Genomic DNA, 18609 nt, shown 5'->3' on the forward strand with positions numbered 1-18609 from the left:
CGGACTATCGATTAACACGCGCTACCTTGCTTGTGACCAGGCGGTGAGTAGCCCGGCGCCAACTTCTATTGTCCATAGCTAGACCGTCCTGATTATCTGTATATGCAAGCGGCAAGAACACGGAATTATTATGATATTTCGGTGGCGGTCAGGATGTGCGCAAGAAGATAAGTTCCGGATTCCGGCTCTGTTGCCCCGTGGCTCGCAAACGTCTTGGAAGACAGAGATGTCTCGGCTAGAGACGCAATAATGTTTTGATCATATCCAGTCACCATAAGAACCCAGTCTACGGCAGTGTCTTTGCCGCGAATTCGCTGCTCTTCAGTCATTTCGGTAGCAAGCTCTGATTGAAACAGATGTGCACCGATCACTCCACTCCTTTGCGTCAGGGGAGGCAGTAGTTCATTAACAAGCCAATCGCGTAAAGCCGACGCCATTTCCGGTCTTGGACGGAGCCTAAGCAAGGACACGTGTGCTCCCAGGCCGTCGCCTGCGCTATATGTAAGCGTGCAAAAGCCTCGCTTCATGCCGCGGTAGTGCCTCATCATGCTTGAGGTCCATGCGCTTGGATTGTTAAGTCGATCAAGGTAGGGCTTTGACGCCAGAGTGTCCAACTGGTCAACTTCGTATAGGACGAAGTACCCGGGGCTTCCTTTTGTCGAAATCCAGCGAGAGCCTCGCAAGAATCCCGGAATCGACATTCTCTCCTGAAGATGCTCACGAGAATGCCATTCGTCATGTTCGGCTATCGCCGACTCATCAATGTCGAATGAAAGAATCAGTGCGGCTTTCCCAAGCAATCCCATGGAACTCTCCTCTCAGAGGTGCTGTGGCATTTAATTGTTTTCCGATGTTGAGCATGAAGAGCTTTTCGCCAGTTTGCGAAAGAGCGTCCTTCGACTTAAGCGAAGGCGCTGAGCCAAGTCTTCTCGATTTCCTCGCACCATGGACTCTGCCCAGGCAATATAACGTCGTTCGACATCTTCCAGTGGCGCGGGTTCGTCAACGATGAATGCGGTTGAAGAGGATGCAGCAAGCACTGTCGAGGGTGAGGGTTGCGCCATAGGTTCAAATTGCTTTTCTGTAATTGTCTTTCCATCTGCCAATATCGTTGCACGCTCAATGATGTTTCTTAGTTCACGTATGTTTCCGGAATATTCGCGTTGCTGAAGAAACTGGATGGCCTGAGGCGTTAATGAAAAGTCCTGACCATCAGCGACCCGTTTCAGGAAGGCGGTTACCAACATTGGAATGTCCGTTTTTCGTTCTGCCAAGTTTGGAACCTGTATTGGGAATGTGCTGATTCGGTAATACAGATCACGTCGAAAGGTTTCCTTTTCAACCATCTGAGCCAGATTTCGATGCGTGGCGCAGACCAACCTGAATCCAGTCCTCAGAATATCGACGCCGCCAACGCGCCGATAGGTGCCGCTCTCGAGCAGACGCAGAAGCTTGACTTGCAATGACAAAGGGATGTCGCCGACTTCGTCTAAAAACAGCGTGCCACCGTTTGCTGCCTCCACCAATCCCATTTTTCGATGCGACGCCCCCGTAAATGCGCCTTTCTCATAGCCAAATAACTCACTTTCAAAAAGCGATTCTGTTAATCCGGAACAGTCGACCGGAACAAAGGGACCGTTTGGGTGGCTTCCCTTCTCATGCAGCATTTTCGCAACCAGTTCCTTGCCAGTTCCAGTCTCGCCTTGTAAAAGCACTGCCGCGCTTGTCGGGGCGACGCGTACGGCGAATGCCAGCATTTGCAAAAATTTCGGCGAACTTCCAACTAACCCCTCTGACTCAGCATGACCAGATGCCTGCTTAACGACGCGCATGGTTTCCACGAAAAAGACAATATCCCCGCAGTTGTCACGAATCGGGGTTGTCTCCACATCAACATGCTCTTCGCCCTTGGGCGTGTGATGGCAATGTAATACCCGCTGTGGGCGGCCACTCTCTTGGCTCATGCGCAGGGGACATGGTTCTCCTGTTTGGTCGCACGGGGCGTCGAATCGATGCGATACCTCGTAGCAGTGGAGTCCAGCCACGGCCCGGTTTGGGGAAAATGCGGCCGAGTAGGCCTTGTTCGCGGCCACTATTCGATAATTCGCATCCATGATGATCCGAGGTTCTGGAAACGCATCAAGGAAAGAAACCAGCTCTGGAAGGGATTTTGAATGCGAGTTCATAACTAGCTAGCGCCATAAATGCCATTAGTGACACTAAATATAGCACTGTCCTTTCTACGGGTGCCATATATGGCACTTTAAAATTTCACTGAAATATAAACTTCACTATAAATACAATGAATTACATATTTGTGCATGATCAGAAATTTTGGCATGGTTATTGATTTGATATAGGCAGAGTTGCTTATATTTCAAGGAGACAACCATGACAACAGAGATCTTTGCAAACAGCGCCTTAAGCGTTGCTCAAGTAATCACAACCGTGCCAATCTTCGTTGCTGCTCTGGTTGGCGCGATCCCGGTCTTGCTGTTATGCGTCACTTGCCGCTGTTGTAAGAGCGCCTGCGCAACAACCGTTGGTTATATTCGTGACTTATGTGCCAAACATTAACGCAACAAGCGAGTGCCTTAGGACTGGACAGGTCAATTGGTCACGGCTGATCGCAATTTGAAAAGTTGATGCATCAATGTGTGTTACGACCAATAATGATTTATAGCCAACTTTCTCGAAAAGACGCGCGAAATTTCGGGACGGCAGAAATCGCCTTAGATAAGCATCCACCGATTCAAATTGCTCTTGCCGCCGGTGTAATCGCGATGGTTCGGTAGTTTCTATAGTACAGTTGCTTGTATCTTTACTGATTTAAGTCCTACGCACAGATTAGCTGTGGCGATAGGTGTCCAGCGCCATTTTCAGCAGCGCGTTGAGGTCGGGGCTGGCAATCGCATAGTAGGTCCTGCGTCCCGACCGCCGCGCCGAGACGAGCTTGCCGTCGAGCAGCAGGCCAAGCTGTTGCGAGACGAGCGATTGTGACAGGCCCAGCGCATCGACGAGTTCGCCGACGCAGCGCTCTTCGTCTTCAAGCGCATAGAGGACGCGTAGCCGGTTGAGACTCGACAATCCGAAGAGCAGGGCGCGGCCGCGCGCGCTGAGTGCGCAGCCGCAGGCTCCGTTGTCGCGTTTGTCTGCGTTTGTCATGCAAGACGCGCCGATGCCGGCGCCTCAGTCGCCGGTCCGGTCACGCTGTTCCTGCGACTCCAGCCAGAGCGCGTTGACGATGGCGAAGAGGACGGCGAAGCCGAGGCCAAGCATCCAGGTGAAATACCACATGCGATAGTCTCCCGATCAGTAGGTGGAATGGTCGTTGGCCTTGATGTACTCGACGGTGACCTTGCCGCGCATGACGCGGTAGGCCCAGCCGGTGTAGGCGACGATGATCGGCGTCATGATCAGCGCCACCCAGAACATCACGCCGAGGGTCCGTTGGCTCGAGACGCAGTCCCAGAGGGTCAGGCTGCTGCGCGGATCGGTGCTCGACGGCAGCACGAAGGGAAAGATGGCGATGCCGGCGGTGGCGATGATGCCAAGCTCGGCCAGGGCGCTGCAGACGAAGGCGATGACGCCGCGCGCCGCGCGGGCGAAGACGATGCCGAGCGCCCCGCCGACGAAGCCGAGCGCCGGGAAGGCGAACAGCGCCGGATGCGCGTGGAAATTGGCCATCCAGGCGCCGGCCTGGCGGACGACTTCCTTGTCGAGCGGGTTGAGCCCGGCGCCGGTGTCGATCGGCGAAGTGACGACATAGCCGGACATCGTGTTGGCCATGACGCCGCCCAGCGCGAATCCTAATAGCATGACGATGCCGGCGAGTGTCGAGGCGCGCTGCGCGCGGCGCTGGATGTCGCCCTCGGTGCGGACGATCAGGTAGTTGGCACCGTGGAAGACGAGCATCGACAGGCTGACGACGCCGGCGACCAGTGCGAAGGGGCTGAAGAGCTGCCAGAAGCTGCCCGAATAGACCGGCAGCATGGTCTCCTCGAAGTGGAAGGGAACGCCGAGGATGACATTGCCGAAGGCGACACCGAAGACGAGCGCCGGTACGGCGCTACCGGTGAAGATGCCCCAGTCCCAGGCCTGGCGCCAGCGCTTGTCGGCGAGCTTGCTGCGATAGTCGAAGCCGACCGGGCGGAAGAACAGCGCCCACAATACCGCCAGCATGGCGATGTAGAAACCGGAGAAGACGGCGGCATAGACCAGCGGCCAGGCGGCGAAGAGGGCGCCGCCGGCGGTGACGAACCAGACCTGGTTGCCTTCCCAGTGCGGGCCGACCGAATTGAGCACGGCGCGGCGCTCGTCGTCGCTGCGGCCGGCGAAGGGCAACAGCGTGCCGACGCCCATGTCGTGGCCGTCCATGACGGCGAAGCCGAAGAGGAGGACGCCGACGAGTGCCCACCAGACGAATTTCAGGGTCGTGTAATCAAGCATGGCGAGCCTCCGTGTCCTGTCCGGCGGTTTCGAAATGGTAGCGTCCGGTGCCGAGGCTGGACGGACCCAGGCGGGCGTACTTGAACATCAGGTACAGTTCGGCGACGAGCAGCAGCGAGTAGAAGATCAGGAAGCCCGAGAGCGAGAAGATCAGGTTGCCGGGGCTGAGCGCCGAGGTCGACAGGTGCGTCGGCAGCACGCCGTGGATCGTCCAGGGCTGGCGGCCGTATTCGGCGACAAACCAGCCGAGTTCGCAGGCGATCCAGGGCAGCGGGATCGACCATAGCGCCCACTTCAGCAGCCAGGGCGTCGAGAGCTGGTTGCGTGCGGCGTAGTAGAAGGCGGTGGCGAAGAGCGCCAGGAAGCCGATCGACAGGCCGACCATCAGCCGGAACGACCAGAACAGCGAAGGTACGTGCGGGATCGCGTCGTCGATGGCGCGCGCCTTCATCTCGGGTGTCGCCTGGCTGACGTCGGCGACATATTTCTTGAGCAGCAGGCCGTAGCCGAGGTCGGCCTTGACGGCGTTGAAGTCGGCCAGCCGCTGCGCGTTCTTCGGGTCCTTGCGCAACCGTTCGAGCGCCTTGACGGCGACGATGCCGGTGTCGATGCGGCGGGCGATGCGCGCTTCGAGTTCGTCAATGCCGGGGATGACCTTGTCGGTCGTGCGCGTGCCGATCAGTCCCATGACATACGGAACATGGATGGCCATCTTGGTGGTGCGCGTCTTTTCGTCGGGGAAGCCGAACAGCGTCAGGCCCGCCGGCGCCGGTTCGGTCGTCCACATCGCTTCCATCGCCGCCAGCTTGGTTTCCTGCGTTTCGGCGGCGGTGTAGCCCGATTCGTCGCCAAGGACAATCACCGACAGCGCCGAGGCGAGGCCGAAGGAAGCGGCGATGCGGAAGGAGCGGTGGGCGAATTCGCTGTCGCGGTTCTTGAGCAGGTACCAGGCGCTGATGCCGAGCACGAAGACCGAAGCAGTGACGTAGCCGGCGCTCAGCGTATGCACGAACTTAGACTGCGCGACCGGGTTGAAAACGATGTCGGCGAAGTTGGTCATTTCCATGCGCATCGTCACCGGGTTGAAGTCGGCGCCGACCGGGTTCTGCATCCAGGCGTTGGCGATCAGGATCAGGAGTGCCGAGAGGTTCGAACCGATCGCGACGAGGTAAGTGACGCACAGGTGGCTGAGACGCGAGAGCCGTTCCCAGCCGAAGAAGAACAGGCCGACCATCGTCGATTCGAGGAAGAAGGCGAGCAGTCCCTCGATCGCCAGCGGCGCCCCGAAGATGTCGCCGACATAATGCGAGTAGAAGGCCCAGTTGGTGCCGAACTGGAATTCCATGGTCAGCCCGGTGGTGACGCCGAGCGCGAAGTTGATGCCGAACAGCTTGCCCCAGAACTTCGTCATGTCGCGGTAGATCGTCTTGCCGGTCAGCACATAGACCGATTCCATGATCGCCAGCAGGAAGGAAAGGCCGAGCGTCAGCGGAACGAAGAGGAAATGATAGAACGCTGTCGCCGCGAACTGCAGGCGCGACAGGTCGACCAGGGAGTCGCTAATCATGATCTGTCCTTGAGGAGTCGGAAATCGGTTTGCTGGCGTCGGACGCCTGGAAGACGCCGTCGAGCCGGTCGGCCAGTTCGCGCTGGCTGACCGGCGTGCCGAAGAAAATGAGCTTGATGGCGACGATCAGCACCAGCTTGACGAGCAGGACCAGCGCGATTTCGCGCGCATAGGTCCGGCGCGGCGCCGCCGCGTCCGGCGGACGGGCGTCGCGGGCGGGGCTGTCGCAGCCGGGGCGCATGATCTGCCGGGTCAGGCGGTCGGCAGCTTGGCCGGCGTTCTCGGATCGACGTTCGCCTTGAGTCCGCCGCTGTAGCTGCTGACCTCGAAACCGTTCTGGGCGAGTACGCGCGCGGCGAAATAGCTCATCTTGCCGAAGGCGCAGAGTGTCACCACCGGCCGGTTTTTGTCGAGCTTGCCGAGGTTGGCGCGCAGCGTCGCGAACGGGATGTTGAGCACCGTGGCCGGCGCCGGATAGGCCTCGGCCAGCGGTTTGCCGCGCACGTCGACGATCTGCACCGCCGGGTCGGTCGGCAGGGTTTCGGTATGCTTGACGAGTCCGTCGCGGCGGTTGCAGGCGGCGAAGCCGGCCAGGTTGATGATGTCCTTGGCGGACCCGAACGGCGGCGCGTAAGCGAGTTCGAGGTGGCAGAGGTCCTCGATCGTCATCTCGGCGGCGATCGCCGTCGACAGCACGTCGAGGCGCTTGTCGATGCCTTCGAAGCCGGTCGCCTGCGCACCGAGGAGGCGGCCGGTGCGGGCGTCCCAGACGATCTTGAGCGTCATCGGCTTGGCGCCCGGATAGTAGGAGGCGTGGTGGCTGTCGTTGACGGTGACCGAGGCGAACGGGTACTGGAGGGCGCGCAGCCGCTTTTCGCTCCAGCCGGTGATGCCGGCGACGACGTCGAAGGCGCGGACGATGCCGGTGCCGATCGAGCCGGGGTAGGGTCGGGCCTTGTCGCCGAGGAAAATGTGGTCGGCGGCGACGCGGCCCTGGCGGTTGGCTGGGCCGCCCATCGGCACGGTCGTGCGGCCGGGGACGACGCGGTCCTGCGTTTCGACGACGTCACCCGCAGCGTAGATGTTGGGGTCGGAGGTCCGCTGGAAGGCGTCGACGACGATGTGGCCGCGCGCGCCGAGTTCCAGCCCGGCCCGCTTGGCGAGGTCCGAGTCCGGCTTGACGCCGATCGAGAGGATGACGAGATCGGCGTCGAGCACGGCGCCGGAGTTGAGTTCGCAGCCGACGTGGCTGTCGCCCGGCCGGAAGGCGCGGATGCCGTCGCCGAGGAAGACTTCGACGCCGTTGCGGCGCAGTTCGCTGTCGAGCAGCGCGGCCATCGGCGCGTCGAGCGGCGGAATGACCTGCGGCATCAGTTCGACGAGCTGGACCTTCATGCCGCGCCGCTGCAGCTGCTCAGCCATCTCGAGACCGATGAAGCCGGCGCCGATGATGACGGCGCGCATGCCGGTGTTGGCTGCGGCGATGATGCGGTCCATGTCCTGCAGGTTGCGCAGGGTGAAGATGCGTGGGTCGTCGATGCCCGGCAGCGGCGGACGCACTGGCGAGGCGCCGGGCGAGAGCATGAGCTTGTCATAGCGCAGCCATTCCGTCCTCCCGCTAACCAGGTCTTTCACTTGCAGTTTTTTCCCGGCGTGGTCTATGTCAATTGCTTCGCACTGTGTAAACACATTCAGATTCAGCTGGTCTTTGAGTGAAGACGATGTTTGGACAGCAAGTACATCGCGAGCCGGAATCTCTCCGCCGATGTGGTAGGGCAGGCCGCAGTTGGCGAAGGAAACGTCGGGGCCGCGCTCGATCAGCGTGATTTCGGCGCTTTCGTCGAGACGGCGTGCCCGTGCGGCAAATGATGCTCCTGCGGCAACGCCGCCAACGACCAACAGCTTTAATGCTCCCATAACAATTCCTTTATAAAATGGCCGGTTGATGCAGATGGACTAATATAGTGGCAAATGCCAAAAACAGCAAAGACAGTTCGCAGCGATTCATTCCGGAACACATATCGCTTTTTGAGCTGCCGCGTTGATGGTTTTCAAGACCAAAATAACGACCACGATGCTTAGAATTATTAGAAGGCCAAATCCCAGCCATACGAGTAATCCGTTTCCTGTGCGCTGTGCCATCAGGAACGACGCTATCGTGATGGCGGCTAGAGGAAAGGAATAGGCCCACGAGGAAAGGAAAAACCCCTCCCGTATGAAGCGCAAAGCATTCGAGAAAAGCAATATTGTGATGAATAGCGCGGTGTAATAAAAAATTCGGCCGAGGACATCAACCCCCGGTGTCAGCGCACTGTATGAGATGAAACCGACAGCAGGCGGTGCGATCAGAATGAACAAGGTTGGCAGCAAGCGCGGTGGAATCGGATCGTGAAAAAAGACACGGTAAAGGACAATGGTCATCAGTACGATCCAGAACACAATGCCGATGCTGAAATAGAACCAACCGATCTCGGTCAAACCAAACGATGTCGCACTGATCGGAACAAAAAGATTTCCAACCACTGGGATAAACCAGGCAGGCGTTGCGTGCTTGAGTTCATAGTGGGAGCGATATATCCAGCTACTGAGGATTGCGATGGTAAATCCGATGTGCACGCCGGCTCCTAGTGCCCAAAGAAAATACGCAGTAGAGCCTGAAGTCTCTTTCCATACCACCGAGAGGAGCAAAAGACTGATCGAAATAGTCGGGAAGAAATTTACTCGAATCGGGTGGTTCCATTCCGCGATTACATGGTTTCGATAACGAGCGAACTTGATTGCATACGCCAGGACAAATCCAAGAAAAACAATCGACGCAAGAACGGCCAGCACTAACCAAACTGGGCCAATCCAATCAACTGCGCGCTGAGCCCGCTGCCAAGCAATCGCAAGTCCGCAGATTCCCATGACGATCGAGAAGATCGAAACCGGGAAATGCGCCAATCTACTCGTTTCCATTGAAGATGTTTCGGTACTCAAGGGTTCCTCTTCGATTTTCTAGGCAAAGATCGAATTTAGCCAATTTAGCAATTGCTTCAGATCAATCGCTCCGGCCTGCTGGTCGATGAGCTTTCCCTGTCGAAAGACGGCAAGAGTCGGAATGCTGCGAATGCCAAAACGGGTGGCCAATTCACGTTCGCGTTCGGTGTTGACCTTGGCCACTCGTACGGAAGACACCAACTCTTCGGCTGCGCGGTCGATGATTGGCGTCATCATCTTGCACGGGCCGCACCACGGAGCCCAAAAATCGACGAGGACAGGAATATCGGAATGATTGATGTGTCGGTCGAAGTTTACGGTTGTCAACTCCAAAGGCTTTCCCGGCAGCAACAGATGCTTGCACGAACCGCAAATCGGTCGCTCTGCCAGTCGATCGCATGCGACTTGGTTCGTGGTATCACAATTCGGGCAAACAATATTCAAGGAGTCTGACATTTCCACGTCTCTATATTAGGTGTCGCTAATATAGAGACGTGGGGCGGAAAAATCAAGTTTTTTTCTGGCATATGCCCGTATTATTTACGAGAGGATCTCGAGTTTTTCAACCAAATGCGCTAGCACGCCGGCTGACGCAGGTTATCACCTTGATCGCCCATCTGCGGAGGCGTCTAAGCCGGCGTTCGAAAGCCTGGTCGCGAAAAAATTTGAATATAGCGTCGGCTATCTCATAATCGATTACACGCGGCCTATCTGAATTGGGGCCAGATCATGGAGACAATCAGTACATCAGCGTCCAGTGGCGCCGAGAAACATGGATTGAAAAACCGAGCACATTTTCGCGTGTTTGTATCGAACACTTCAGGCATTCTGCTACAAGGCCTTTTTCCCCTTTGCTAGCAGACACATATTTGCCGCCAAAAATATAAGCAGAACAAGAAAAGACCAGTTGGCAAGCGATAGGCCGAAAACTACGAGATCCTTGCTCTCACACGATCCTGTGGCCATGAAGAATAGTGGGTAAATCTGACCAAGCCAGTCGATCAGGCGTTCGGTGACTCCTGGTTCAACAATCGTGCAGGTAAGGCCCGATTCAGGGAACCACTGTAACCAGCTTTGCTGGGCTGCAACGTTCATACACCAGCCGCAGCAAGCCGATGCAATACCAAGTAATACCCTTCGTAGTATTAGATTTTCCCAACCAAAAAAGGCGAAGATCAGCAAAGCGCCGATAACAAAGAAAGCAAGACGCTGGAATATGCAAAGGTGGCAAGCGTCAAGCCTGAGAAGATTGGCTAGCGTGACAGCGAACAAGCCAAGTCCGAGAGCGAAGAGTGCCATTACTAATGTAATTTGACGTCCATTTTCGTGAATCAGTGTCGCGATATTTTTCATGGTTGGGTTCAACAAGAAAAATTCTCTCCATCGATAACTTGATCAGTATGCAAGTCATGCGTCCATGCATTATTGGCGGCAGGCGTTGCTCTTAGGTTGCGAAGAACGAAGCTGGCCTCGGCACGCGCTAGTACGCGACTGGAAACGGTAATTTCGGCGTTGAGGTAAAACACGCACCGACGTCGTTTGGTTAATTTGGCGCTGATGTTCAGCGGGGTGGAGTGGGGAATCGGTTCGACAAAGCGGACCTTCAGTGAGGCCGTCACGGCCTCGATTCCCTGCCGGAAAAGACAATGAGTCATCGCAGCATCAAGCATCGTGCTGATCATTCCGCCGTGCAACTGGTTCGGATAGCCTTGCCATCGCGAATCCGGTTGATAGATCGTGGAAACCGTGTTGCCATTGCCAGCCCGGAATTTCAGCCCCAGCGAATCTCCAGAGCCACAAGCCATGCACGAGGCATGGCTTGGTGGTGGAATGATCGGGTCGGAACTCGGTACGTTATCGTAGGGAGAATAAGTTAATCGGAATTCGTTATCCAAGGCGATTCCTGCGCGGAGAGAGTGAAGACGAACAGGGTGCCGGATACGCCCCCCAAGCCCTTCGCCTGGCCCTGAACCCATTGCCTCGACGACCTGGCATCGCATAGCGCTCGAGTCCCGCCGCGCCTTCCTCCAGATAGGCGTTCAGAACGTCGGGAACATCTCCTGCGAGGAAGGAATGAACCTTGATCCCGTGTTCGCCAAGCAAGCTTTGCCACCGGTAGGAGACAGCGCCGCAAAGCAGTAGCGTCACTCCTTTGTCGAACAGTTACCGGCACCTGGCGTCATCTCGTTGATTCTTGATTTGCCAGACTGAGGCGTCGTCCGTGGCTCGCTCGCGGTCAATCAGCAGGAATGTTTCCGCTGACTCGAAGAGCGGTGCGATCCTTTGCCGGCATACGGGAATGGCGATTTTCATGGTGATTGCAGCTCTTACGACGCTCTTCATTACGCAAAACGCGTGCCGGCAAGTTGATGCTGCTATTCGGTCTAAAAATCAATGAACTAGACTTTTCTTGAGAGATAGGACTTTCCGAAAGTTGCAAAAGTGCAATGCGCGCGTCTGCAATTGATGCACGAATGCATGTCTTGTTCTCCACAGATTGTCGGCGCAGGCTTTGTTGATCATCATGGTGCGTTCTATTGGTGTTAGCATATGCCACAAACTGAACCAAGGAGAAATTCAATGGCAATGCGTCTGACTGATCGTGCCGCCGAACAGATTCGGAACTATCTCGCAGAGCGCGGTGGCGGCGTGGGTATCCGTGTGATCGTCCAGTCGTCGGAGTGCTCGGGAATGGCCTATCGCTTGGAGTTTGTCGACAAAGCGGAAGAAAATGATTTCGTCTTTGACAGTTGCGGTGCAAAAATCTTCGTCGACGAGAAATCGTTGATTTGGCTCGAGGGAACGGAGATCGACTATCTGCAGATTGGTGACGAAAGCGGTTTTGCGTTCAACAACCCCAATGCAAGAAACCAATGCGGGTGTGGCGAGAGCTTCTACGTCTAAGGTATCGACCTTTTTTCGTCTTAGGGAAAGACCATGAAGTTGATCAAATCGATGGTGCTTTTTGTTGTTCTGGTCGCGGCCAAGTCGTTCGCTGCGGATGTCAGCTACAACGGCTTCAGGCCGGATTTCGTTATCGATGTGCGGACACCCGCAGAATATGTGGCGGGTCACATCGACGGCGCGATCAACATTCCCGTCGAACGCATCGGTCAGGACTTACGGGCCGTCAAGGGCGTCCGGCAGGACAGCACAATTTTGCTCTACTGCCGGAGCGGTCGACGTTCGGCAATTGCGGCGGAAGTGATTCGCCAGCAAGGCTACCAACGTGTGCTCGACGGTGGTGGTATCGACACTCTGGTGCGTTCCTTGAAGCAATGCCAGTCGAATCAGTGCTGAAGATAGGGTTGGCGACAGAATGAGAGCGCTATCTTGAGGAGTATGTCGTGATCGTCGAACTGGCTTCGAACTCGGAGCGCAAGATGGCGCAAGCGTTGATCGAGGCTAGAGGCTTGGCTTTCGAGGAATGCGTTGATGTCACGTACGGTATCTACGAGAGCGAACAACTCGTCGCCACCGGCTCGCGTGCCGGCAACATCCTCAAGATGCTCGCTCTAGCGCCCGAACACCAGGGCGGTTCGGTGCTCGGCGAGTTGGCGACAGAACTCGTGATGAGCGGGCTGCGAGCCGGGCACGAATCGCTGTTCGTCTACACCAAGCCAGAGTTCGTTTTGTCGTTCCAGGCGCTCAATTTCACGCTGCTCGCCCATCAGGAGAAAGTCGCCCTGCTCGAATACGGCCAAGGACTCACGAAATGGCTGGAATCGAAGAAGGGGCTCATGCGACCTGGATTGAACGGGGCGGTCGTAGTCAATTGCAACCCTTTTACCAACGGCCACCTGTATCTGATCGAGAACGCCGCGCAGCGTGTGGACAGTCTCTATGTCTTTGTGGTCAAGGAAGACCGCTCGGTGTTTCCCTTCAATATGCGGTATTGGCTTGTCGAGCAGGGGGTTCGCCACATTTCCAATGCAGTGCTGCTCGATACTTCGCATTACATCGTCAGCGGGGCGACGTTCCCGACCTACTTTCTGAAAAAGGACGATCCGATAGCTCGCATTCAAATGGAACTTGACGTCACGCTGTTCGCTTCCCGGATTGCGCCGTATTTCGGCATTACCCGACGTTTCGTCGGTACTGAACCAAATTGCGCGCTGACCGGGGGATACAACGCGGCGATGCTGCGCACACTGCCGGCGCACGGGATCGAGTTGCAGGTCGTTGAGCGCAAGCAGACCGATACTGGCGTGATTAGTGCGTCCAAAGTACGCGAGTTAGTTGGCCAAGGCGATCTGGCCAGACTCGCTGACTACGTGCCGACGACGACGCGGACGTTTCTGGAGAGCGACGAGGCCGCACCAATCCGCGAGCGTCTGCAGCAAGATTTTAGGAATAGAGCACTAAATGGGTGTTAAAGAGAGAATACACATCGTCGCAAAACGGCAACCACATCGGTTGTGACAGAAATCACTGTCGCGCCTGCCGCAGCCTCAAGCTTAAATCAGCTCCCACGCCTTGATCTTGCGATAGAGCGTCGTTGGATGCATGCCGAGGTGGGCGGCCGTCGCTTTCCGGTTGAAGCCGTTTTCCTTCAGTGCGGAGAGAATTGCTTCGGCCTCGGCCTGCCGGCGTATCTGCGCCGCCGGCGAGGGGTGACGATCGGATGCTTCCGGAAATGTTTGCAATTCAGAAGGAAGCTGTTCTGGCGTGATCCATGCGTTGTGGCAAAGCACGACGGCGCGTTCGATCACGTTTTCAAGCTGCCGGATGTTGCCCGGCCAATCGTAACGCTGCAACGCTTCCATCGCGCGGGGGTCGATTCCGGCAATATTTTGTTCCATTCTCGCGTTGGCTCGTGCCAGCAGTTGTGCGGCCAGCGCCGGAATGTCTTCGCGGCGCTCGCGCAAGGGTGGAATGTCCAGCCGAAAGACGACGAGCCGGTAATAGAGGTCCTGTCTGAAAAGGTCCTCGTCGACCATCTGCTTGAGATCACGGTGGCTCGCGGCGATGACTCGTGCCTTGAAGGGTTCGGGTTTTGTGCTGCTCAGTGGCTCGAATTCACGCTCCTGAAGCACTCGCAGCAGGCGGATTTGCATGGCAGGACTGATTTCGCCGATTTCGTCGAGGAACAGGGTGCCGTCACGGGCTTGTGAAAGTCGTCCCGGTTTGTCGCGATCCGCACCGGTAAACGCTCCTTTTTTGTAGCCGAACAGTTCTGATTCGAGGAGGTTTTCCGGGAGCGCGCCGCAATTGATGGCAATGAACGGTTTGTCGGCGCGTGGTCCATGCTGGTGGATGGCGCGGGCGATAATTTCCTTACCGGTGCCGGTTTCTCCGAAGATCAGAACCGACGTCGGGTTGCCGGCCAACACGGGCACCAGATCTAACACCTGCTGCATCGCAGGACTCCGGCTCGTTAAGGAATTCTGCCGATGGAGGGCGTTGCGCAAGGCTTCCAATTCACTGATGTCGCGAAAGGTCTCCACCCCGCCAATGATATTGCCCGCGTTGTTAATCAATGTCGCCGCCGAGACGCTGATCGGGATGCGTTCTCCCTCAATATCGACAAAATAGCAGCGCTGGTCCTTGATCGGGCTACCTTTGGTCAAGGCTTCCCGGATTGGACATCGGCGCTCGCAAAGCCTGGAATGCAGGACGTCAGAACAAATCTGCCCCAAGGCATCCTGACGCGAGATACCGGTGATTTCTTCGGCCGACCGATTGAACGAACTGATTTTCCAGTCTTTGTCGACGGTAAAGACGCCTTCGGAAAGACTGTCCAGGATCGACCGATCAAAATCGTTGCCAGGCATCTCGCAGCCGGTTGGTCACTCGCTTGGAAGGAACATTACTGCTTCCGCCTCAACGACACCCCCCTTCGGGAGGGCGGAAACCTGAACAGCGGCTCTTGCCGGGTAAGGCTCGGTGAAGTATTCGCTCATGATCTCGTTGAATCGCGCGAAATTGGAGAGGTCCGTCAGAAACACGCCAAGACGAACGATATCCGAGAGGTTGCCTCCCGCAGCCAACGTGATTGCGCGTAAGTTTCGGAAGACCTGATGTGCCTGAGCCTCGAACCCTTCAAGCAGATGACCTTGTGAGGGATCGATACCCAATTGCCCGGAAAGAAACACCAGATCTCCGGCACGAATTGCTTGCGAATAGGTTCCGATGGCTTGTGGCGCATCGGTCGTGTGAATGACTTCCTTGTTCATCATGCGATCCTCATTGGGGGGGCGAAAATCAAAACTGATTGGTACGCAGCATCACGAGCGTACACGCCTCAATCGGCTCGATGCCGGCGGCGCGCAGTTGCTCATACTCGCCGGGGTTTTCGGTGCCGGGATTGAAGATGACGCGGTGGGGGGCCAGCGCAATGATTTGCTCGAACAGGCCCACTTGGCGTTGCGGTCCGACATAGAGCGTGACGGTGTCTACCTTATCGGTCACGTCGCTGATCGTCGAAAACACCTTTCGGCCCAGAATCGTCTCTTCCTTCGGTGCAACCGGGATCGGGTTGTGTCCGTACTCGGCCAGCATCTTCATGGCCTTGTTCGAATAGCGCTCTTCGTTGGTGCTGGCGCCGACAACGACGACGTTTTCCATGGGGTGTCCTTTCGTGGGATTAATCAGTGATCGCAAGCGTTGACGCCTGTCTGGAGCATACCATTCAGGCAAGCCGTGACCAGATTCTCCGGTGTATCGACAGGCGCGCCAACCAAGACCTCGATGCCTTCGGCGACGAAGAGCTGCTGTGCGCGCAGGCCCATGCCGCCGGCGATGATCCGATTGACGCCGCGCTCGGCAAGCCACGGGGGTAACAGTCCCGGTTGATGCGGCGGCGCGTCGATGTCCTGACGCTGCTGGATCGTCTTGCCGACCGGGTCGGCGTCGATCAGCGCGAAACTGGCACAGTGGCCGAAATGGACGGCCAGCTTTCCGTCGGCCAGTGGTATGGCAAATCTCATGGGAAACTCCTTGTTGTGGATGCGGCGTTGAAAAGTGACGGCCTATTGCAGGCCCAGTTCCGCCCAGACAGAGCGGATGTCCTCGGCGCTCGGGCAATCGGTATCGACTACGGCGAGTCCTTGAATCTGGGCGCGTGTGACCTCCGGATCATGGCGAATGCGGCCCACTACGCGTGCACTGAACTCACGGGCCTTGGCCTCAATTCGCTCGCAGAGTTCGGGGTTAATGTCCCACTTGTTGATGCACACGGATGCCGGAATGCCGAAGTGCCATGCGAGTCCGAGCACGCGCTCCAGGTCATGCTCGCCCGAAACGCTGGGTTCGGTGACGAGCAGAACGTGCGAAGCGCCGGTGATCGAAGCGATGACCGGGCAGCCGATGCCGGGCGGACCATCGACGATTAGCACAGGATGGTCGCCTTCTTCGGCGATGCGCCTCGCCGCCTGGCGAACGGCGGTGACGAGCTTGCCCGAATTTTCGGCAGCGACGCCGAGGCGGGCGTGGACCATCGGGCCACACACGGTGTCCGAGACCATCCATTCGCCGCAGCGGCGTTCCGGGAAATCGACGACATCCATTGGGCAGGCCCTAAGACAGACGCCGCAGCCTTCGCAGGCGGTCGGGTCGATCCAGTAGGTTTCATGTCCGTTTTCTGGAGAAGGCGGCTGGATGGCGCCGAACCGACATTCGGGCAGGCAGACGCCGCAATTACAGCAGACTTCCTCCATGACCACCGCCTGATGTCCGCTGAAGAATTCGTGGCGTTCACGCACGGTTGGGGCGAGGACCAGGTGGAGGTTAGCCGCGTCGACGTCGCAGTCGGCAATCACCGGGCGTTCGGCGAGACGGGCGAACGAGGCAGTGAGACTGGTCTTGCCGGTTCCACCCTTGCCGCTGAGAATAACGAGTTCCTTCATGACATAGCCTCGATGGCTGTGTTTCCGCCAAGGTGGGCGGTTATATTTCGCCACAGAAGTTCAAAATACGCCCGATACTCGGGCAAGGCTTCGACAATGATTTGCCCGCGGGAATACGCTTCGGCGATCCGGCGGTCATCCGGGATTTCGAGCAGGACCGGAATGCCTTCTCGGGCGCAGTAGTCCTGCACCCGATCGTCGCCGATACCGACGCGGTTGATCACCACGCCAAACGGTACCCGCAGTTCCCGGGCCGTATCGACGGCTAGACCAAGATCATGCAGGCCAAAGGGCGTGGGTTCGGTGACCAGCACGGCGTAATCCGCACCGCGTAGCGTGGCTACTGCCGGGCAGGCGGTGCCGGGCGGTGCATCGAGGATGGCGGGCAGGTCGTTTCTCAGGCGGTTCTTGACCGCATGAACGATTGTCGACGCCAGTGATACGCCAACATCGAGGCAACCGCTGATCAGTGTGATCCGCTCATCCTGAAAAGTGCGTACCTCTCCGACGCGAAAATCCTTCTCACAAATAGCTCCGCGCGGACAGACTTGTGCGCACCCGCCACATCCATGACATAGCTCCGGAAATACGAGAGGGGTCCGGCAAAACGAGGCTAACGCGTTAAATTGGCAGAACTCGACGCATTCGTCGCAGGCGTTGCAGGCATCGGCGTTGATCTCCGGAACGGAGATGGCAATCTCTTCTTCGGAAATCATTGTCCCCGAGAAGAAAAGGTGAGCGTTCGGTTCCTCGACGTCACAGTCGAGTAACTGTACCGGTGTGTCAAAGACACGCGCCAAGTTCACGGCAACGCTGGTTTTGCCGGTGCCGCCTTTACCCGATGCGATCGCGACGATCATGGCCGGTTCCCTTTAAAGTACTCGCGTACGCCTCGCCGCTGCGCCGTTTCCGCGTCAACTTCGTCATACCAACCGTTGCGCGTCGATTGGATATGGTCAAATCTCGCGGTAAATGGCTTGATGTCGAGCAAAGGTGATCCGTCGAGAATGTCCGATCCCCTGAAATGAAGGATGCAACCTTCGATACGCAACAATTCGACGACACTGAGGCCGATGGCATTCGGGCGTGCGGGATAGCGTGTAGCGAAGATGCCGCGCTCTACGTCTTGCAGGAACGGTCGGACTTTCAGTCTTGGGCGTTCGGCGCGGTCCAGGTAGTAAATCAAGTGGACATGCGAAAAACCGTCGAGATCGAGCAGTCCTTCCGCAAATTCCGGGAGTATCTCGATACGTCCCTCGCATTCTCGCGCAAAGACCGGCTGAATCGGCGTGCGTTCGGCGCAGATGTGTTCACTATGGATGAAACCGATTGGCGTGAATGCAATCAGCCGCTTGGTCATGCCCAATGGCCTTCGACATTTGCTGCGGCGGCCTGGACCAAATTGCCGGCACGGTAACGCGCCAGCGCTTCGGCGATGGTCGGTGCGTCGGTATTGAAGACTTTGACGCCGGCCGCTTCAAGCACGCGAAACGCTTTCGGGCCGCAATGACCTGTGACGAGGCCACCGGCGCCCGCCTTGACGATGGTCTGCGCGGCTTGGATGCCAGCGCCTTGCGCGGCATTCTGGTTCTGGTGGTTGCTAATGACTTCAAAGGCGTCGCTCTGAAGGTCGAAGACCAGGAAGTTGCGCGTGCGGCCGAAGCTCGGATCGAGTGGGGCCGAAAGGTTGTCGCCTTGGGTGGTGAATACGATTTTCATGGGTATATCGGTTCGGTGTTTGTATCATCGATGCGCAAATATTGGCAT

General features: G+C 57.2%; 24 protein-coding genes. 4 read left to right on the plus strand and 20 right to left on the minus strand.

Annotated features, from left to right (window positions below; genetic code table 11):
* Nucleotides 1-128: 128 nt before the first annotated feature.
* Together BLR25_RS11185 and BLR25_RS11190 are read right to left on the minus strand one after the other, a co-directional pair.
* The gene (locus BLR25_RS11185; RefSeq protein WP_091937589.1) at nt 129-806 is read right to left on the minus strand and encodes a hypothetical protein; all 678 of its coding nucleotides are present in this window, start codon (nt 804-806) and stop codon (nt 129-131) included.
* 30 nt (nt 807-836) lie between these two features.
* Nucleotides 837-2186 (minus strand): sigma-54 interaction domain-containing protein, encoded by a 1350-nt coding sequence (locus BLR25_RS11190; RefSeq protein WP_091937592.1) that lies wholly within the window; start codon nt 2184-2186, stop codon nt 837-839.
* 205 nt (nt 2187-2391) lie between these two features.
* Here BLR25_RS11190 and BLR25_RS21005 point away from each other — a divergent pair, with 205 nt between their 5' ends.
* Nucleotides 2392-2577: a hypothetical protein gene (locus BLR25_RS21005; protein WP_143009835.1), complete on the plus strand. Its 186-nt coding sequence runs from the start codon at nt 2392-2394 to the stop codon at nt 2575-2577.
* Nucleotides 2578-2847: 270 nt separating this feature from the next.
* On the opposite strand, the gene BLR25_RS11195 is transcribed toward BLR25_RS21005, so the two are convergent.
* The 10 genes from BLR25_RS11195 to BLR25_RS11240 all read right to left on the minus strand — a co-directional run bounded on the left by BLR25_RS11195 (nt 2848) and on the right by BLR25_RS11240 (nt 10890).
* A complete protein-coding gene (locus tag BLR25_RS11195) occupies nt 2848-3165 on the minus strand; it encodes an ArsR/SmtB family transcription factor (RefSeq protein ID WP_091937594.1) in 318 nt (105 codons plus the stop codon).
* A gap of 24 nt (nt 3166-3189) precedes the next feature.
* Entirely contained in the window at nt 3190-3297 is a 108-nt protein-coding gene (gene cydX, locus BLR25_RS11200) for a cytochrome bd-I oxidase subunit CydX (RefSeq protein ID WP_091935848.1), read from the minus strand.
* 15 nt (nt 3298-3312) lie between these two features.
* Nucleotides 3313-4449 (minus strand): cytochrome d ubiquinol oxidase subunit II, encoded by a 1137-nt coding sequence (gene cydB, locus BLR25_RS11205; RefSeq protein ID WP_091937596.1) that lies wholly within the window; start codon nt 4447-4449, stop codon nt 3313-3315.
* Nucleotides 4442-6016 (minus strand): cytochrome ubiquinol oxidase subunit I, encoded by a 1575-nt coding sequence (locus tag BLR25_RS11210; protein ID WP_091937598.1) that lies wholly within the window; start codon nt 6014-6016, stop codon nt 4442-4444. The genes cydB and BLR25_RS11210 overlap by 8 nt, the downstream gene beginning before the upstream one ends.
* Nucleotides 6009-6257, minus strand: coding sequence for a cytochrome oxidase putative small subunit CydP (gene cydP, locus BLR25_RS11215; RefSeq protein WP_091937600.1), 249 nt, complete (start codon nt 6255-6257; stop codon nt 6009-6011). The genes BLR25_RS11210 and cydP overlap by 8 nt, the downstream gene beginning before the upstream one ends.
* An 11-nt stretch (nt 6258-6268) precedes the next feature.
* Nucleotides 6269-7933 carry an FAD-dependent oxidoreductase gene (locus tag BLR25_RS11220; protein WP_091937602.1) on the minus strand — a complete coding sequence of 555 codons (1665 nt, stop codon included), beginning with the start codon at nt 7931-7933 and terminating at the stop codon, nt 6269-6271.
* 87 nt (nt 7934-8020) lie between these two features.
* A complete protein-coding gene (locus BLR25_RS11225; RefSeq protein ID WP_245715533.1) occupies nt 8021-8995 on the minus strand; it encodes an SLAC1 anion channel family protein in 975 nt (324 codons plus the stop codon).
* Nucleotides 8996-9013: 18 nt separating this feature from the next.
* Complete coding sequence (trxC, locus tag BLR25_RS11230) at nt 9014-9451, minus strand: thioredoxin TrxC (RefSeq protein ID WP_091937606.1); 438 nt, start codon at nt 9449-9451, stop codon at nt 9014-9016.
* Between the two features lie 375 nt (nt 9452-9826).
* Entirely contained in the window at nt 9827-10348 is a 522-nt protein-coding gene (locus tag BLR25_RS11235) for a disulfide bond formation protein B (RefSeq protein WP_091937608.1), read from the minus strand.
* A gap of 8 nt (nt 10349-10356) precedes the next feature.
* The gene (locus BLR25_RS11240) at nt 10357-10890 is read right to left on the minus strand and encodes a PaaI family thioesterase (protein ID WP_218122713.1); all 534 of its coding nucleotides are present in this window, start codon (nt 10888-10890) and stop codon (nt 10357-10359) included.
* Between the two features lie 685 nt (nt 10891-11575).
* Between BLR25_RS11240 and BLR25_RS11250 the strand changes: the two genes are divergently transcribed.
* From BLR25_RS11250 to citC, 3 genes are read left to right on the plus strand one after another with little or no spacing between them, the layout of a single operon-like run.
* Complete coding sequence (locus tag BLR25_RS11250; RefSeq protein ID WP_091937614.1) at nt 11576-11899, plus strand: HesB/IscA family protein; 324 nt, start codon at nt 11576-11578, stop codon at nt 11897-11899.
* Nucleotides 11900-11932: 33 nt separating this feature from the next.
* The gene (locus tag BLR25_RS11255; RefSeq protein ID WP_091937616.1) at nt 11933-12295 is read left to right on the plus strand and encodes a rhodanese-like domain-containing protein; all 363 of its coding nucleotides are present in this window, start codon (nt 11933-11935) and stop codon (nt 12293-12295) included.
* A gap of 47 nt (nt 12296-12342) precedes the next feature.
* Nucleotides 12343-13371, plus strand: a complete 1029-nt coding sequence (gene citC / locus BLR25_RS11260) for a [citrate (pro-3S)-lyase] ligase (RefSeq protein ID WP_091937618.1) — start codon at nt 12343-12345, stop codon at nt 13369-13371.
* 81 nt (nt 13372-13452) lie between these two features.
* Here citC and BLR25_RS11265 read toward each other — a convergent pair whose 3' ends face one another.
* Genes BLR25_RS11265 through BLR25_RS11300 form a run of 8 tightly spaced genes read right to left on the minus strand, consistent with a single transcriptional unit; the run spans nt 13453 to nt 18561 of the window.
* A complete protein-coding gene (locus tag BLR25_RS11265) occupies nt 13453-14769 on the minus strand; it encodes a sigma-54 interaction domain-containing protein (protein WP_091937620.1) in 1317 nt (438 codons plus the stop codon).
* 15 nt (nt 14770-14784) lie between these two features.
* On the minus strand, nt 14785-15171 hold the full coding sequence (locus BLR25_RS11270) for a RidA family protein (protein WP_091937713.1): 387 nt from the start codon (nt 15169-15171) through the stop codon (nt 14785-14787).
* Nucleotides 15172-15199: 28 nt separating this feature from the next.
* Nucleotides 15200-15562, minus strand: coding sequence for a CoA-binding protein (locus BLR25_RS11275; protein ID WP_091937622.1), 363 nt, complete (start codon nt 15560-15562; stop codon nt 15200-15202).
* Nucleotides 15563-15585: 23 nt separating this feature from the next.
* Nucleotides 15586-15924 (minus strand): NifB/NifX family molybdenum-iron cluster-binding protein, encoded by a 339-nt coding sequence (locus BLR25_RS11280; protein WP_091937624.1) that lies wholly within the window; start codon nt 15922-15924, stop codon nt 15586-15588.
* Between the two features lie 42 nt (nt 15925-15966).
* Entirely contained in the window at nt 15967-16842 is an 876-nt protein-coding gene (locus BLR25_RS11285; RefSeq protein ID WP_091937626.1) for an ATP-binding protein, read from the minus strand.
* Nucleotides 16839-17702, minus strand: a complete 864-nt coding sequence (locus BLR25_RS11290; protein ID WP_091937628.1) for an ATP-binding protein — start codon at nt 17700-17702, stop codon at nt 16839-16841. The genes BLR25_RS11285 and BLR25_RS11290 overlap by 4 nt, the downstream gene beginning before the upstream one ends.
* Nucleotides 17699-18202, minus strand: coding sequence for a tRNA (N6-threonylcarbamoyladenosine(37)-N6)-methyltransferase TrmO (gene tsaA, locus BLR25_RS11295; RefSeq protein ID WP_091937630.1), 504 nt, complete (start codon nt 18200-18202; stop codon nt 17699-17701). The genes BLR25_RS11290 and tsaA overlap by 4 nt, the downstream gene beginning before the upstream one ends.
* Nucleotides 18199-18561 (minus strand): NifB/NifX family molybdenum-iron cluster-binding protein, encoded by a 363-nt coding sequence (locus BLR25_RS11300; RefSeq protein WP_091937632.1) that lies wholly within the window; start codon nt 18559-18561, stop codon nt 18199-18201. Before BLR25_RS11300 ends, tsaA begins: the two co-directional genes overlap by 4 nt.
* Nucleotides 18562-18609: the final 48 nt, after the last annotated feature.

The organism is Propionivibrio dicarboxylicus, from assembly GCF_900099695.1.
Lineage (GTDB): Bacteria > Pseudomonadota > Gammaproteobacteria > Burkholderiales > Rhodocyclaceae > Propionivibrio > Propionivibrio dicarboxylicus.

What these genes read in the sequence shown, in the direction of transcription:
- BLR25_RS11185 (WP_091937589.1), bottom strand. Translation starts at nt 806, where the DNA reads ATGGGATTGCTTGGGAAAGCCGCACTGATTCTTTCATTCGACATTGAT.
- BLR25_RS11190 (WP_091937592.1), bottom strand. Translation starts at nt 2,186, where the DNA reads ATGAACTCGCATTCAAAATCCCTTCCAGAGCTGGTTTCTTTCCTTGAT.
- BLR25_RS21005 (WP_143009835.1), top strand. Translation starts at nt 2,392, where the DNA reads ATGACAACAGAGATCTTTGCAAACAGCGCCTTAAGCGTTGCTCAAGTA.
- BLR25_RS11195 (WP_091937594.1), bottom strand. Translation starts at nt 3,165, where the DNA reads ATGACAAACGCAGACAAACGCGACAACGGAGCCTGCGGCTGCGCACTC.
- cydX (WP_091935848.1), bottom strand. Translation starts at nt 3,297, where the DNA reads ATGTGGTATTTCACCTGGATGCTTGGCCTCGGCTTCGCCGTCCTCTTC.
- cydB (WP_091937596.1), bottom strand. Translation starts at nt 4,449, where the DNA reads ATGCTTGATTACACGACCCTGAAATTCGTCTGGTGGGCACTCGTCGGC.
- BLR25_RS11210 (WP_091937598.1), bottom strand. Translation starts at nt 6,016, where the DNA reads ATGATTAGCGACTCCCTGGTCGACCTGTCGCGCCTGCAGTTCGCGGCG.
- cydP (WP_091937600.1), bottom strand. Translation starts at nt 6,257, where the DNA reads ATGCGCCCCGGCTGCGACAGCCCCGCCCGCGACGCCCGTCCGCCGGAC.
- BLR25_RS11220 (WP_091937602.1), bottom strand. Translation starts at nt 7,933, where the DNA reads ATGGGAGCATTAAAGCTGTTGGTCGTTGGCGGCGTTGCCGCAGGAGCA.
- trxC (WP_091937606.1), bottom strand. Translation starts at nt 9,451, where the DNA reads ATGTCAGACTCCTTGAATATTGTTTGCCCGAATTGTGATACCACGAAC.
- BLR25_RS11235 (WP_091937608.1), bottom strand. Translation starts at nt 10,348, where the DNA reads ATGAAAAATATCGCGACACTGATTCACGAAAATGGACGTCAAATTACA.
- BLR25_RS11250 (WP_091937614.1), top strand. Translation starts at nt 11,576, where the DNA reads ATGGCAATGCGTCTGACTGATCGTGCCGCCGAACAGATTCGGAACTAT.
- BLR25_RS11255 (WP_091937616.1), top strand. Translation starts at nt 11,933, where the DNA reads ATGAAGTTGATCAAATCGATGGTGCTTTTTGTTGTTCTGGTCGCGGCC.
- BLR25_RS11265 (WP_091937620.1), bottom strand. Translation starts at nt 14,769, where the DNA reads ATGCCTGGCAACGATTTTGATCGGTCGATCCTGGACAGTCTTTCCGAA.
- BLR25_RS11270 (WP_091937713.1), bottom strand. Translation starts at nt 15,171, where the DNA reads ATGAACAAGGAAGTCATTCACACGACCGATGCGCCACAAGCCATCGGA.
- BLR25_RS11275 (WP_091937622.1), bottom strand. Translation starts at nt 15,562, where the DNA reads ATGGAAAACGTCGTCGTTGTCGGCGCCAGCACCAACGAAGAGCGCTAT.
- BLR25_RS11280 (WP_091937624.1), bottom strand. Translation starts at nt 15,924, where the DNA reads ATGAGATTTGCCATACCACTGGCCGACGGAAAGCTGGCCGTCCATTTC.
- BLR25_RS11285 (WP_091937626.1), bottom strand. Translation starts at nt 16,842, where the DNA reads ATGAAGGAACTCGTTATTCTCAGCGGCAAGGGTGGAACCGGCAAGACC.
- BLR25_RS11290 (WP_091937628.1), bottom strand. Translation starts at nt 17,702, where the DNA reads ATGATCGTCGCGATCGCATCGGGTAAAGGCGGCACCGGCAAAACCAGC.
- tsaA (WP_091937630.1), bottom strand. Translation starts at nt 18,202, where the DNA reads ATGACCAAGCGGCTGATTGCATTCACGCCAATCGGTTTCATCCATAGT.
- BLR25_RS11300 (WP_091937632.1), bottom strand. Translation starts at nt 18,561, where the DNA reads ATGAAAATCGTATTCACCACCCAAGGCGACAACCTTTCGGCCCCACTC.